The sequence below is a fragment of the Shewanella hafniensis genome (assembly GCF_019655335.1).
GTDB lineage: Bacteria > Pseudomonadota > Gammaproteobacteria > Enterobacterales > Shewanellaceae > Shewanella > Shewanella hafniensis.
In genome coordinates this window covers 1-14932 of the sequence record NZ_BPFD01000093.1, presented here as the reverse complement: position 1 = coordinate 14932, position 14932 = coordinate 1, and the positions used below count along the sequence as shown (strand labels likewise).

Genomic DNA, 14932 nt, shown 5'->3' with positions numbered 1-14932 from the left:
TAGGATATTGGCTTCGCGCATCTTGTTGTCCAAGTGTAGTTTTTAGCGAAACCATTTGATCATGCAACAAGATGTGCTTCCACCCTAATTTGATGATTTATTTGTAAATCATCAGGGGATTCTTCAGGACCCAGTATCAAAGACAATGATCGCAATTGAAGCGAAATACCTAACTAATTGGTCTATAGAGAAAGATATTAAGAGTAATCTTAAAAGAATTAACGCTATTAGAGAAAGGTATTATAAATATACATTACACTTTTGCCTTTTAGTAAGTTCCACTAAATGGAAGTCAGCCATAAAAATGAAAAAGCACGAGAGTAGTAGTTACGCCTGTTTTATTAAGGATTTCAAAGATGATGTTGGCGTATTGTTTTGGGAAGATCTTGTTGAATATTGTGATTCAAAAACCGTTAAAAAATATATGGAATATAGGCTCAGTTTAGTTAATGCACCAGCTTCCCAAAGGTATGCAAATATCCAAAACTAATCGGGTAGCCGGAGGTATTTAGCCTCCAGCCCCCACACCACCCTGCATGTGGCTCCGCACAGGGCGGTTCATTTAGAACGCCTAACCTGTTTTCTGGTTCGGATAGTGAACCGCGATCCATCCATCTCTCAGTGAATACAATCCTGCTTTCTTAAGATACTCATTACTCAGCGCTTGCTGTATCCCTGGTGTTTTCGAGCTTCGCCACGGCCCTTTGCTTGTAATTCCACAAGCAACGGCCGCTTGGAACCTGACGCCACGTTTGAGTAAGTTTTGTACCTTAGTCCGTGGCTTTCGCCATTGACGCCAATAGCACATACGTACTCGACGACGGATCCAGTGGTCTAAATCGACACATCCTTGGTAAGCGTTGGCTATGCCAAAGTAATTTCTAAATGTTCAGGCCTTCACCATGTACCCACAACGCTAACGCGGGGTATGCTATCCCATCCATTACGATGGGCGTTGGGCTACTATGCCGTCTGCTGACTTTTGCTTAATCACATGCCGAGTTGCCCCGTCATGCGCTATCGGTTTTCATCTGGTTCGCTCTTTTCAGTCGATGACAATGAAAAGCCAAGGCACTTATAAACCAGAGCCTGACTGGTTAATGACCGATCGCGTGTTAAGCAGATCTCCCCAGATAAGAACATAAACTTTCTTTGCATTGCTGCATCATTTACGGTGGCCATTAAATCACGTGGTTTCGTCGTCTTGTCCCCTTACTGCGTGGGGGAGGCCCTGCCAACTCACCTCTAGCCTACGCCTCATATGATGTTCTTGTTCATCAGCTCGCAAATTTGCTAGCGGCTTCCTTCAAACCAATCCTCGCGGATAAGCCCTTGCCATTCGCTAGTAGTTAACGTTTAATAACAGCATGTTATTGAACGGTGACCTTCCTACAGAGGACTTTCACCTCATTAGTTCATGCCCATGCTGGGCGTACACAAAACGTGCCAGCGGGACAAAGTGCTGCGCACTTCGCCCCTTCACTTGGCGTTATGTTTTCAAGGCAAAGTATGACTGAAGCACCAGAATACCGTGAGTTTACTGGCACACAGAAAGCGTTCGACGAAATTGAAAGAAAATATTCTGACTCGAAGAAGACTGTTGCTATAGTTGGTCAGCGTATCGATGGTGCTTACACGTATTTTGTTTACAAATGGGATATCACTGATTGGGAATATATTGGTGAAGGGTACTGGTCGCCTTCTGGAATAGGTGGTTTTTTCCAAGATTTAGATTTAGCTAAAACAGAGGCTTATCTGAACCTATGAATTTAGTGATAATCTCTGAAAAACATAACAAAGCGCTATTGTCGCCGTTATCGTGGCTGGGACGGCATACGCTACTCTTCAGCCGCCCCAAAGCTTGGCGTTATACAACATTCAATATTTGGATAAATTAATGGGATTATTTTCAAGTGGAACAAGCAATTCACCTGTTTTAAATTGGGAAGCATTGAAAAATAATGGTGGTTTGGGATCTAGTAAATATACATACAGAACCAAGGTTCCTGGTGGGTGGCTAATATCTTCATTCGTTAGTGAAGGCATGGGGTTAACTTTTATACCAGACCCTAAGCATGAATGGGATGGCAATTCACTCTAAAAACAATCTGTACTTGTTGTATAAAAATGCGTTTAAGACAGATTCCCTACACTCGGCATTTTTCAGTTTAAGTCGAGTTTTGTGTCTAAGGTGCGATGGTTTGGGTTCGGTGTTAGCGTTGATCACACCTTAACGTGGCGTTAACCCATAGATATATTTATCTGAAACCGATTAATTAGAACCTAAGACCCAACAAGCTTTTGTCCCAAAATTGAGCCAATGAATCAGTATGGGGTAGTGTGAATCACACGCCAAAACCAGTCTGTTTGTGTTGGCTTCGGGTTAACCAGCTTTGGCCCAAAAATAGATAGAACAACTTTAGTAATGATACAGAGTGTCCACTATTACTGGCTCAGATCATTGAAAGCTGACTCACCACTTTGGTGCAGCCCATGGCTATAGAGTTAAACAGCGGCGTATGACAAATCGTTTGTTTCGCTCATTTAGGCGGGCTAAAGCCCGCCCCTTAACCAAACGTTATAAGACAGATAGGAAGCACCGGTGTGAATCATTTGTATAGAGTTGTTCCTAAAGAAGATTGGCTTGAGGCTCAGCGTTGCGGGCATGTCCCTCGATGCCAAGCAGATAAACGGCGGGGCAGAGTTCATCTGAATGAGTTGAAGGATGTGGAGCTTGTAGCGAACCGATGGTTTTCTGTTGAGGAAGAGCCTGTCGTTCTTGAGATTGATGTTTCTGGGGTGGCGGAATTTCTGAAATGGGAAGAGAGGGCTGAGGAACCTTTAGCTACCTGGCCAAATCTTTATGTTGAGGGCGTAGCAGTTGAAAATGTGGTTCGAGCTTTTGCGTTAGACGCTGGGCAAGATGACGAAGGTGCTGTCTCGTTTCGGATAGGAAAAGCTCTCTCTGAATCCAAAGTATTGCTAGGGTTGACTCATCACAGTGCTTTTGCAGTGTTATTAACGGATGGCCTTCAAAAAGCCATTCCAAGACAAAGCAAAAGCAGCTAACAAGCAAATTTATTCGCCAGCAAAAAGCGCCGGCTGCGACGTTAACTCGCTACTCGGTTTCCCGCGCTAAATTTGGGCGTAATAGGACTTAAATATGAACGAGACAGAAGAGCCAATTATCGATAATTTCTTGAATGAGATATGCTTTTTATTCCCAGAAGTGAAACGCAAAATGGATTCGCACGATGTCTTTATGACCACTTCAAAAATAGAGGAGTTTGCAAATGCTACTACTCAGGCATTTTCTTCTGGCAATATTGCGTTAGCTCAAAGCTATCTAGATTACATAAATGAAAAATTACCCAATGCGCATCCAAAAGAGTTTGAGTTTATTGATGTGTATTATGTAGAACATTTGTTTTGGCAGGCTAGCCAGAAAACTAAAGAAATGGGCTGGCCTTTAGTGCCAACAAAGCTACAAAGTTTATATGTTGCATTTCATGGTAAACCTGCCGTATAACAAGTTGTAGCACATCGCCCCGTTGGGGCTTTGACTGGCGCCGCTTCGCGCCGACTGCACGTGTGCAAAGCGTTAAATTGCAGTCAAGGATGGTGGATTATCAACATAGAGATTTATGATGTGTTTAGCGGCGAATCGGCTTTTGGCAATCCTTGTGGAGTGTTAGAGCTAAATAACTGGCTGTCTGATACTGAGTTGCATCAAATTACTCATGATGTTGGACTGCCAGTGACTTCGTTCATTACTAACGTCGACGGACAATTTCACATTCGCTGGTTTGCATTGGATGGTGAAATTAACCTTTGTGGTCACGGTAGTTTGGGAGCTGGTGCAGCGATCCTTTCTAAGTACCCATTGGAAAAAGTAGTTTTCAACAGTAAACACGGTGAGGTAGTGATTTCTAAAAGAAATGGCCTATATTCACTCGTATTGCCGAGCTGGGAAGGTAAGCCTTGTGCTGTTCCAGCAGAAATATCTGATTTGGCGATTGATGCCATTGATGTTTTTTCTACTCGAGATTTAGTCTTAGTTTTACCCTCGGTAGAGACGGTAATGAATTTCCAGCCAGATTATAAGCGCTTGAGAGAAATCAATGAATATCATGCTTTAATTGTAACGGCTGCAAATAGTAATAATGGTTATGTTCTAAGATACTTTGCTCCAAAAATTGGCATATCTGAAGATTTGGCAACAGGCTCAGCACAATGCTCTCTTGCACCGTATTGGTTTAAAAAATTTGGTTCAGACTCATTGAATGTGCGTCAACTTTCAATGTCCGGTGGTTATTTTGAAGTAGAGCGAGCAACTGAGAATTCAATAACAGTATTTGCTCAAGCAAAGTTGCGAGCAATTGCAATTTAACTAACGCTTCAATAGGGACTGTCAACGCTTGGCGTTTCCTGCCCCATTGAGCCGCGGTGGTTGCGATTGCTGTGGTTTACTCTATATCAACATCGACTTTACTAGCAAGGTAGGTAGGCCCTTATTCAAGAGCCCATTTTGAGCGTATCAGTAGATTTGACTGAATAATTTAATTTTCTGACCAAACTCGTTGAGGGACAGGCGCTTACTGTTACCGCTCCCCACTAAAATGTAGAAGGTATTGTTCGTTTCAAAGATGCAGTTATGGTGAGTATGGATAACCATTGTGGTTCTGACCCATCCACCACTGGGGAAACGGCCTTGGCCATCTTCAATTATGTGATTCGCCAGTACCAGCTCTTTAATAGGGTGAGTGCCAGGGGTGCCTTGTGGGACATCAATAATCCAAATGATCCACTCTGAAACGACGCACCAAGCTTTGAATGGTTGGATTGACTTACAATGCAATTTCATCTGTTCAATATCATCCATTCGACAACCATATGCGGTAGGGATGCCTTCAAGAGAGAACAGTTCTGCTGTTATTTCAGCTTGTTGAGCCAGTTTTTCTATCATGGGTTGCTCCTTAAATATTAAAGGCGCAAGTGCGTTTAAGCAGCTGATTTACGCTATAAACCGGACTGCATATCACGAACATTGCAACAACCCAATTTTAGTTTAGATGTTCAATACGATTCTGCCAGTAGACATCATTAAAATTAACTTACCGAAATATCTATTTCCGGTGAAAGCTTTTCCAGCGATTATCGGGCCAAGCTGTTACGGTCACTGCGACAACGTAAACTGGATATCCCTATGGTGAAACCTTAGTTAATGGCAAATTCGTGTTGTGTTTACAACAAAGCATGTCTGAGCCGCGCCGAAACCGTGGTTGAATACTTTGGGCGTGATACCCGTAGAGTCATGCAGCATCAGTCAAGAATTGCAGAAGTGATCGCAGAAGATGTCAGTTTTCAATCGTGACGGTCAGCAGCATAAGCAAATGTAGCTAAGCTGTGATGAGTTTATCCGCCGCTATTTACTGAATATGTTGCCTAAAGGATTGATGCGACTCAGGCACTTTGGTTTTCTCGCTAATACCTGCCGCCGCAAAAAGTTAGCACTAATTAAACCGCAATTATGTAAGCCGCAGGTGGTATTAGCGAGTCTTTTGGTTAAGGAAGACTGTTTGTGGTCATGCCCGCAATGCCTATTAGGTCATTTGCAGTTTATTGGACTGATAAAGCCGCAGTCGGTAGTGATGTTAAACAACCAAGGTCAGCCAGTACGCATGTCAGGATAACCACATCCTAAAGACGTAGCGGAATGATCGGCAATGACAAACCGCCAGTCTTATGGGGTAGTGTGGTACGTGTATAAGCCTGAATTAGGGGCCAAAATGCTATCAATCAAGGTTAACAATCCATCGAAAGTGAGCCTAAAAGAATGATAAAGCTAAAACGAAATCAAGTAATTACCTTCAAAACTATATAAATAACCGCTATCGCAAAAAAGCAAATTCCTATAACATTCTTCATACCCATTTACATGGATGTGGGATCGACCAAGTTCAATACGCAATTTATGCCCAGCAAACAGCGCAGCGCAATTAATCAAAAATAGGAGAGAAAAGTAGTATATGAAAACTAAAGTTGGATTATTAATCGGGACACTTTGCCTTTCAAATTTTTCTATGGCGAATGGGGATCCTGATTTTATCTCTTTTGCCTTAAAGCAAGCTCATGATAGATCATTTTATGGCTGTGATGCAGGCATAAAAAATACATTTCGGCTTGCGTCAGGAAGTGATATTAGGGTGTTTTCTGATACGTTTAAAGAAACCCAAAATGACTCTTTAAAACTTACAGGCATATATGGCTCAAAAGGAGATACCGTTTTCTTAGAGGCTGAGTACCGGGTTAAGAATAAAAAGTGTTACGTTACTGAATCATCGATAATTACTTCTTCGAAGTCTTGCACTGCATACGCTAGTGAAATGAAAGCTTTTAATTTTTTAGCTGAAACAGGTGATTACATCGTAATGAAAAACCAAGGGGGTATTCCTATGTTTCTTAAACCCTTGGATAACTCTTGTATCGCAATATTTCAAACGAATAGTGTTTTTTAAAATAGTCTAATCGGGTAGCCGGAGGTATCTAGCCTCCAGCCCCACACCACACTTTCTATACCGCAGGTTACTAAGATTCATTGCCTAGCGATAATATAAAAGTCCGTTGTACACACTTCCTTTTAGTTACGACACAAGCTGTCGCACCTCTGCGTATAATATTAAAAAATAACGAATTGAGGTGCACTATGGATGGTCTAGTTATTGAGTCAATCAGCCTACTGACCTTGCTTGAAGTGGGTGATATTCCACATTACCAACAGTTAAAACCTGGGGACATATTATTGGATTTCCCAGGAGTCTGGTTAGCGCTCACTGAAGATTGGAAAGGAATATATCAACATGTATTAGCGACGCCAGAAGGTTGGTATGACGAGCTACTGCTTTCTCGATTGTTATTAAAAGAATCGACGCAATCGTTATGTGTTAATGCTCTTGCAATTAAACACTTATTAGCATCGCGTAATCCGCTTCATAACCACGATACTTATCCTGAGTTATCTCAACTTTGGGCTGCGTTTTGCGTAAACGTTAATGGTGGCTCGCTGAGTCAGATGCTAGCATCCACTCCAGCATTTCAGGAAAAGTTAGTCACTGAAGCCGAAGCACTATTAGATTTTTTGTTAATAACACATTCAACACTAAGGGAACGGCAGGAAGGTTTTGAATCAAAACATTTGGATGATTATCGCGCAGCTACAGAAGTAGCACGTGATGATGGCTCAGCCATTTTTTCAACCTACAGTAATCATTTTATGCAGGCCTCAGTGTTACTGATGCACTTAAAACCTAATAGCTCCGTGCTTAAGGATGTCGCACTCAGTTGGCCACCGTATTTGCTGTACCCAAATGCAGGGGAATTATTGCTAATCCGTACTTTACTCAGTCATTGCTATCAAAAAGAAGGCATCAACTTTCTAGTTAACAATTTCGAACACATTATTCCAGAGCATTTGTTGTTTTTGCTCGAAAAGCCGGACTCAAACGCTATTGAATGCATCGCTGTCAAACAAGCTTTTTTTGATAAATACCAACCGCAAGGTTATTACCCTGGCGCAAACAATTCACTCGAAAATTATGCAAAGTATTTTGATTTAGTTATCAACCGAAAATCTAAGAGGGCGGGTTATGATCATCTTTAAATCATTTAAAAAAGAAACTGAAGCGTTATTGTCTCTCCTTGATGATGAGAATAAATTTGGTATTGGTTATGCTGAGCAACCAACTCTGACAGAGCGCGTATGGATCCAAGAATCTCAGGAGTTTGATAGGGTTGATAATTTCCTGAGAGATGACTACAACAACCCGTGGGCCGAAGAATATGATATGACATTGTTGGTTCGCCTCGCATTAGATTGCTGGGAAAGTAAGCTGCCAAACCCAGCTAGAAATGTAAAAGCCCTTTGCGCTACGCGCTCAGGAAAATACGCCATGGAAGAAGATTCACCTTTTTATAGTTTATGGACACTATTTCTCAATAGTAATGAATCATTGATGGCTTTAATGTCAACGAGCAGTGATCCCGCTTTGCAACCGAGTGTCTTACTTGAACAGGCTGAATTATTACTTGATGCGCATTATCTGACCATCCAAAGATTAAATCGTCGCTATGGCGGAGATCCCCGCAGTCTTACTGAACACAAATGGTTTAAATCAAAATTACCCTTGCCAGCAAAAAAGGGGAAATCAAAGCCAAGGGAGCCTAATAAAGCCTTCAATCGGGATTTTATACCTATAATGTTGGCGGCAAAAATAGTCATGCATTTTCATCCCAGCAGTAGCTTACTACAAGCCTTAGCCCTTGCGCCGGAACATTATCCAGTTGGGGAATGGGGCTATGAATACTGGTTTCGTAGAACATTGCAAAAGCACTGTGCAATACAACAAGGCTGGTTATTTTTATTGATGAACATGCCAAGGTTCGCACCGGAAGAATTAATGTATTTGATGAGCCGACTCCCCGTTAGCGCCAATGAATGTGACGCACTAATCAACGTATTTGAAGAATATTATGATGAAGATACTCAAGAAAGAGCAAAACATTGGTACCGAGATAAATCAGAATATATGGACTACTTCGAAAAATTTTTTCAGGTAGGTTATCTGCTTAATCACTAAATCTTTGTAATACCATGGTTCATCATTAGATTAAAAGGTCTGTTATGTCGGCAAATAAAAATGCAAACACGCTTCTCAGGCAACAAACACTGCTTAAGTGTATTCCCACAGATAAAGGGATAAGAAGCACCGAACTATTGGAGTTGATTGCTAATGAAGGTTTTAACGTTAGCCACCGAACCTTACAAAGAGACTTAGATGTTCTATCACAGTATTTTCCCATTTATTCAGAAACCGAGGAGAAACCCTATCTGTGGCGCAGCACAGAATTGGGCGGCTTACGGGCTCATATCGATACTATAAGTTTGACGGATGCTTTGTCGCTGATGTTGGTTGAAAAATCGCTAAAGCAACTGTTGCCACCGGCGATGCAACGACATTTACAAAACAATTTTGAGCATTCTCGCCAGCTATTAAATACCTTAAAAGATGACTATAACGCCCAGTGGTTAGATAAAGTCGCGAGTGTAATGCCTGATATGGGATTTAAACCCCCAGTAATTAACGAAGCACTGTTAAAGGAAATACAAGAAGCTTTGTTGAGGGATCAAACCATTCGAACTTACTATCAGGCAAAGCAAAAGGTCGCGGCGATTGAATACCACCTTATGCCGCTTGCCTTAGTGCAACGTGGGGACGTGCTTTACCTGATTGCTCAAGATATAACAAAAGGGCATGAGAATTCCGCCGTAAAGCGCTTTGCAATGCACCGTTTTCAAACGGTAAAACGTACCTACGAGCAAGGTATTCGTCCAGCGGATTTCAATTTACAGCAATACTTACAAGACGGTGCAATGCACTTCTCTAACGGCGAAACCCTAAAGCTTAAAGCTAAGATCACCGTAGAGTTAGCATTTTATCTAACTGAAAGCCCTATGTCTGACGATATGGTATTAATGCCTTTAGACGAGCATTTTTATGAACTGACAGCAACAGTGCACAATAGTTGGCAATTGAACTGGTGGTTAAAAGGACAGGGCGCAAATATAGTGGTACTCGAACCGCAATCACTTCGAACTCAACTTAGTGACAACTTGCGTAAAGCGCTTGAAGCTTATACAAGTTAAAGCCTTGATGAAATTTTATACTATTTAAATATGTTATAAGAATCGAAGTAAAATTGAACGAAGAGTATTAATTCAAACTAAGAATGACAAAGTTTAAGTTATTTACCGAATAGATAGAGCAAGAATTATGCATCTGATGTGACTTGAATACATTTACAATACAGAATGATTGACCATTTTTTTACAATAATACACAGTACAACTTCACTATTGTTGTAGTTATTATTTATTAGCATCAAAAGGATTTTTTATGCGTACTATTAGTGTTTTACCTCAACTTCAGCTAATTGAAAAGGGCGTTTTTATAGGTAATGAAGAGAATCTTGTTGCATTGCGTCAAGGTGATGTCGACGGCGCATGTGGCCCTTATAGTCTTCTAATGGCCCTGATCACGCAGAATGTACTGAGTAGGGAAGAAGTTACAGATCTTAATATACAAGATGGTAGAACACGACTAGGCAAATTTTGGAACAATCTTTATGCATTTGACACCATGGTACGTGATGGAACTTTTGACCACGATTTATCTTGGTTGCTAGAAACTTTTAAACATCATCCAAACGGAAAAGTTAGGGCAAAAGATCTCGAATCGGTGACAACTAGAGCTAAGTCAAACGAAATTGCTGAAGCTATCAACAATGGTGATCCCGTCATTATCGGTCTAAATTGGCAAGGGGGAGGAGGACATTGGGCGGTTGCGATAGGCTATGAAACATATGGCGATCAAGTGACTAAGATCATGTTATTAGATCCTGGATATCCTGCACCAAACCTAAGCTATTGGAATGCTATTTTATCAGTAGCAACAGATGATGGAGACCTTCAAGCGGCGGGTAAGTTATCATGCACACATTTGGCACAAGGGCAATCATGGTCGACTAAATGTAAATTGGCTGAATGCTTGCAAATCACAGTTAATTAATCAACTTAAATGCCACTTAACTACAGCTTTTAATTCTTAAGTGGCTATAATCTATAGTTTAATTATATTCGCTAGAATATTACTTTTGATGCTTTTAATTGCTTATTATTTTATCCACCTCATCACATTCTCACTCAAAACACGGCCATTTTTCTGGTTTTAAAGCAACTTGACTGGTATCTTACAAGCCGACATTTTTGTACTTTTGTATTTGAAAAGGTTGATGTTTGTATGAAACTTAACATTTAGCGAAAAATGCTGAAAAAGGCATCAACACTGTTACCGCTGTGGGCATTATTTACTCAGCAAACCATTCGACGTTTTTCACAAAACTCATTTTCAACGAATGGCTTTCCTCAGCGTTGTTCAAGCTAGGTGCTACACAAAGCGGCTTAAGGTATAACGCTATTACTCGCTGCAACTTCATCGTCAAAATAACTTGCAAGATAGGACGCCACATGGCCATTAAAAAGAACGAACTCTATTCCTCCCTTTGGGCCAGCTGTGACGAACTGCGTGGTGGTATGGACGCCAGCCAATACAAGGATTACGTTCTCACACTCTTGTTTATGAAATACGTTTCCGACAAATACAAAGGCGATCCGTACGGCATGATAGTCGTGCCCAAAGGTGCCAGCTTTGACGATATGATTGCCGCCAAAAACGATAAAGAAATCGGCGATAAACTCAATAAAATCATTGGTAGCTTAGCGGAAGAAAACGATCTTAAAGGCGTTATCGATGTTGCCGACTTTAACGATGAAGACAAGCTCGGCAAAGGCAAGGAAATGGTTGATCGCCTGACTAAGTTAGTCGGGATTTTCCAAGGATTAGATTTAACCGGTAACCGTGCCGATGGTGACGACTTATTAGGGGATGCCTATGAGTATTTAATGCGCCACTTCGCTACCGAATCGGGCAAATCCAAAGGCCAATTCTATACCCCGTCAGAAGTCTCGCAAATTCTGGCTAAAGTGGTTGGTATTCAAAACAATACCCCACAAGATGCCACCGTTTACGACCCCACCTGTGGTTCGGGTTCTTTGCTGTTAAAAGCCAGTAACGAAGCACCACGAGGCTTGTCTATTTTCGGCCAGGAGATGGACAACGCCACCAGTGCACTTGCTCGCATGAACATGATTTTGCACAACAATGCCACAGCTAAAATCTGGAAAGGCAACACCCTTGCCGATCCGCAGTGGAAAGACGGCGCCAATAAACTCAAAACCTTTGACTTTGCCGTGGCTAACCCGCCATTTTCTAACAAAAACTGGACGAGCGGCTTAAACCCACTAAACGATCCCTATGGTCGTTTTACTTGGGGAACTCCGCCCGAAAAGAACGGTGATTACACTTTCTTACTGCACATCATTACCAGTTTAAAAAGCACTGGTAAGGGAGCGGTCATTCTGCCTCACGGCGTACTGTTCAGAGGCAATGCCGAAGCCAATATTCGCCAAAATCTTATTAAGCAAGGTTACATCAAAGGCATTATTGGTTTACCTGCCAACCTGTTCTACGGCACGGGGATCCCCGCCTGTATTATCGTGATTGACAAAGAGCACGCCCAAAAAGCTGCCGTTCACTTTGGTGAAGGACTGCAGAGTGAAAGGCCGCTGATTGAAGGGCACTGCAATGAAGTGAACAACAATCAAACTCACATCAGCGGCCGTTCCATCTTTATGATTGACGCCAGCAAAGGCTTCATCAAAGACGGCAATAAAAACCGCCTGCGCAGCCAAGACATTCATAAAATTGTCGATGTGTTTAATAAAGGGCTTGAGCTAGAGCGTTTTAGCCGTTTAGTCACGATAGATGAAATTGCCAAAAACGATTACAACCTCAACATACCGCGTTATATCGACTCATCAGAGCCAGAAGATTTGCACGATTTAAGCGCCCACTTGCAAGGCGGTATTCCTAATCGCGATATCGATGCCTTGGCGCATTACTGGCAGGTATTCCCCAGTATTCGAGCGACCTTATTTGGTCGTAACCCAGCACTACCCGCACGCGACGGCTACAGCCACTGCATGATAGACGCCAGCAAAGTGAAAGCCAGTATTTTGGCCCATAGCGAGTTTAAAGACTTTGCCAGCCGCAGCTTACTACCCTTTAAAGCCTGGATAAAACAAGCTGCGCTAACCGAAATCAGCCTAGGCGATAGCCCTAAAGAGTTAATCCACGACATATCAGAAAGCCTATTAGCCGCCTACGCCAACAGTGAACTGCTGAGCAAATACGACATTTACCAGATCCTCATGGATTACTGGAGCGACACACTGCAAGATGATGTCTACGTATTAGTGCAAGATGACTGGCAAGCGGGTAAAACCCTGCGAGAATTAGTCGCAGCCAAAGGTGAAAAGCTTAAAGAAACACCCGATTTAATCATTAACAAGAAAAAGTACAAAGCCGAGCTGATCCCACCAAGCTTAATCGTGGCGCGTTACTTTGCCGCCGAGCAAACCAAGCTTGATGCCCTTCAAATCAAACAAGATGAAGCCACTCAAGCCCTCGAAACTTATCTAGAGGAAAATGCCACTTCTGGAACAGGGAGCGAAGACGGCTTACTCGCCGATGCGTTAAACGACAAAGACAAAATAACCAAAGTCAGCGTCGCGGCGCGCCTTAAAGTCGCCACCGATAAAGCGGAAATTGCGGCCCTTAAGCAAGCGACCAAGTTGTTTACCTTTGATGCCAACGCCAAAAAAGCCGTAAAAGAAGCCCAAGAAATCTTGGATTTAGCAGTATTTAAGCAGTACCCACAATTGAGCATTGACGAGATCAAAACCCTAATTGTCGATGACAAATGGCTCGCCACCTTACAAGCGAATATCATTGCCGAGATTGAGCGTGTCACTCAGCAAATGGCTAACCGCGTTAAAGAGCTGGAAGAGCGTTACAGCACGTCGCTGCCCACCTTAACAAAATCGGTAGATACCTTAAGTGATAAAGTTGCGGGCCACCTCAGAGCGATGGGCTTGGAGTGGACGCTATGAGCCAAGCTGAAAACCAAGTGATACCAGAGGGATATAAACAGACTGAGATTGGGGTTATACCTGATGATTGGAAAACTGGTTATTTAGGTGACAGTGCTAAATTTATAGGTTCGGGGAAGACTAACACTAAAAATAAAGGTGACTATTCACTATATGGCTCAACAGGCGTTATTGGTTCATGCTGTCTTCCTGAATACACAGGAGCATCGATCTTAGTCGCGCGTGTGGGTGCTAATGCTGGAAAACTTGGATTTGCTGATGGCGAGTATGGAGTATCAGATAACACAATAATTATTAAGTTACTTGCAGGTTGTAACCTTAAATATTTTCAATACTGGTTAACGAGGCGAAACTTAAACTCATTAGTCTTTGGTTCTGGGCAACCACTAATTACAGGTTCTCAATTGAAAGAGCTGATACTGCCCTTACCACAATTAAAAGAACAAACCGCCATTGCTAATGCTTTGTCAGATATGGATGCTTTGCTGAGAGAATTAGAAAACCTCATTGCTAAAAAACAAGCGATTAAAACCGCCGCCATGCAGCAACTGCTCACCGGCAAAACCCGCTTACCGCAGTTTGCCTTTTATTCTGATATTAACAGTGCAGAAGGCGTTGTCGAAGGTAAGCGTAAAGGTACAAAACCCAGCGAGCTAGGCGAAATTCCAGATGATTGGGAGGTGAAAAAATTTGGTCAAGTAATGCGTATCAGACATGGCAAAGATCAAAAATCTATACAAGTTAGCGGTGGTTTATATCCCATTTTTGGAACTGGGGGACAAATGGGTTCAACGAATACTCCTCTTTATGATAAGCCCTCTGTACTTATAGGGCGAAAAGGAACAATCAATAAACCTCGGTTTACTGATTATCCATTTTGGACAGTTGATACACTGTTTTACTCTGAAGTAGCAAATACAGAATCTGTTAAATTTATTTACTACAAGTTCTGTATGATAGATTGGATGCAATACAATGAAGCCTCAGGAGTACCGAGCTTAAACGCTAGTACAATCGAAAATGTATTAGCTTCATTTCCTGATATTAAAGAACAAACCGCTATCGTCACGATCCTCTCGGATATCGATAATGAAATCCAAGCCTTTGAACAACGCTTAAGCAAAACCCGACAAATTAAACAAGGTATGATGCAAGAATTGCTCACGGGTAAAACGCGTTTACCACTTAACACAAATTAAGGAACACGGATGTCCAATAATAATGAATTAGTATTAAAACCTATCAGCGCTCTTTTAAATGAGTCTTTTTATATTCCAGCATATCAACGAGGCTATAGATGGACAG

Annotated in this window: 14 protein-coding genes and 2 pseudogenes; 14 read left to right on the top strand and 2 right to left on the bottom strand. The window is 42.0% G+C overall.

Features of this window, described 5'->3' with window-relative positions:
* Positions 1-145 precede the first annotated feature (145 nt).
* Positions 146-490, top strand: a complete 345-nt coding sequence (locus tag K5Q99_RS19270) for a hypothetical protein (RefSeq protein ID WP_220777826.1) — start codon at positions 146-148, stop codon at positions 488-490.
* A gap of 81 nt (positions 491-571) precedes the next feature.
* Here the strand turns inward: K5Q99_RS19270 and K5Q99_RS19265 are convergent.
* Positions 572-880, bottom strand: a pseudogene (locus K5Q99_RS19265) (group II intron maturase-specific domain-containing protein); the annotation flags it as partial.
* A gap of 629 nt (positions 881-1509) precedes the next feature.
* Here K5Q99_RS19265 and K5Q99_RS19260 point away from each other — a divergent pair.
* The 5 genes from K5Q99_RS19260 to K5Q99_RS19240 all read left to right on the top strand — a co-directional run bounded on the left by K5Q99_RS19260 (position 1510) and on the right by K5Q99_RS19240 (position 4390).
* Positions 1510-1767, top strand: coding sequence for a hypothetical protein (locus K5Q99_RS19260; RefSeq protein ID WP_220777825.1), 258 nt, complete (start codon positions 1510-1512; stop codon positions 1765-1767).
* Between the two features lie 130 nt (positions 1768-1897).
* Complete coding sequence (locus K5Q99_RS19255) at positions 1898-2101, top strand: hypothetical protein (RefSeq protein WP_220777824.1); 204 nt, start codon at positions 1898-1900, stop codon at positions 2099-2101.
* Positions 2102-2604: 503 nt separating this feature from the next.
* Positions 2605-3069, top strand: coding sequence for a DUF952 domain-containing protein (locus K5Q99_RS19250; protein WP_246604540.1), 465 nt, complete (start codon positions 2605-2607; stop codon positions 3067-3069).
* 94 nt (positions 3070-3163) lie between these two features.
* The gene (locus K5Q99_RS19245; RefSeq protein WP_220777823.1) at positions 3164-3529 is read left to right on the top strand and encodes a DUF7674 family protein; all 366 of its coding nucleotides are present in this window, start codon (positions 3164-3166) and stop codon (positions 3527-3529) included.
* 120 nt (positions 3530-3649) lie between these two features.
* The gene (locus tag K5Q99_RS19240) at positions 3650-4390 is read left to right on the top strand and encodes a PhzF family phenazine biosynthesis protein (protein ID WP_246604539.1); all 741 of its coding nucleotides are present in this window, start codon (positions 3650-3652) and stop codon (positions 4388-4390) included.
* 147 nt (positions 4391-4537) lie between these two features.
* On the opposite strand, the gene K5Q99_RS19235 is transcribed toward K5Q99_RS19240, so the two are convergent.
* Positions 4538-4966 carry a DUF6957 family protein gene (locus K5Q99_RS19235; RefSeq protein WP_220777821.1) on the bottom strand — a complete coding sequence of 143 codons (429 nt, stop codon included), beginning with the start codon at positions 4964-4966 and terminating at the stop codon, positions 4538-4540.
* 157 nt (positions 4967-5123) lie between these two features.
* On the opposite strand from K5Q99_RS19235, the pseudogene K5Q99_RS19230 reads away from it, so the two are divergent.
* The 8 genes and pseudogenes from K5Q99_RS19230 to K5Q99_RS19195 form a co-directional block, all read left to right on the top strand.
* Positions 5124-5693, top strand: a pseudogene (locus K5Q99_RS19230) (transposase); the annotation flags it as partial.
* A gap of 336 nt (positions 5694-6029) precedes the next feature.
* The gene (locus K5Q99_RS19225) at positions 6030-6518 is read left to right on the top strand and encodes a hypothetical protein (RefSeq protein ID WP_220777820.1); all 489 of its coding nucleotides are present in this window, start codon (positions 6030-6032) and stop codon (positions 6516-6518) included.
* A gap of 80 nt (positions 6519-6598) precedes the next feature.
* Positions 6599-7660 (top strand): hypothetical protein, encoded by a 1062-nt coding sequence (locus K5Q99_RS19220; protein WP_220777819.1) that lies wholly within the window; start codon positions 6599-6601, stop codon positions 7658-7660.
* The gene (locus tag K5Q99_RS19215) at positions 7647-8636 is read left to right on the top strand and encodes a hypothetical protein (RefSeq protein ID WP_220777818.1); all 990 of its coding nucleotides are present in this window, start codon (positions 7647-7649) and stop codon (positions 8634-8636) included. The genes K5Q99_RS19220 and K5Q99_RS19215 overlap by 14 nt, the downstream gene beginning before the upstream one ends.
* A gap of 44 nt (positions 8637-8680) precedes the next feature.
* Positions 8681-9703 (top strand): helix-turn-helix transcriptional regulator, encoded by a 1023-nt coding sequence (locus tag K5Q99_RS19210; RefSeq protein WP_220777817.1) that lies wholly within the window; start codon positions 8681-8683, stop codon positions 9701-9703.
* A 250-nt stretch (positions 9704-9953) separates the two neighbouring features.
* Positions 9954-10625 carry a cysteine peptidase family C39 domain-containing protein gene (locus tag K5Q99_RS19205; protein WP_012089224.1) on the top strand — a complete coding sequence of 224 codons (672 nt, stop codon included), beginning with the start codon at positions 9954-9956 and terminating at the stop codon, positions 10623-10625.
* A gap of 458 nt (positions 10626-11083) precedes the next feature.
* Positions 11084-13627 (top strand): type I restriction-modification system subunit M, encoded by a 2544-nt coding sequence (locus K5Q99_RS19200; protein ID WP_220777816.1) that lies wholly within the window; start codon positions 11084-11086, stop codon positions 13625-13627.
* Positions 13624-14826 carry a restriction endonuclease subunit S gene (locus K5Q99_RS19195; RefSeq protein WP_220777815.1) on the top strand — a complete coding sequence of 401 codons (1203 nt, stop codon included), beginning with the start codon at positions 13624-13626 and terminating at the stop codon, positions 14824-14826. The genes K5Q99_RS19200 and K5Q99_RS19195 overlap by 4 nt, the downstream gene beginning before the upstream one ends.
* Positions 14827-14932: the final 106 nt, after the last annotated feature.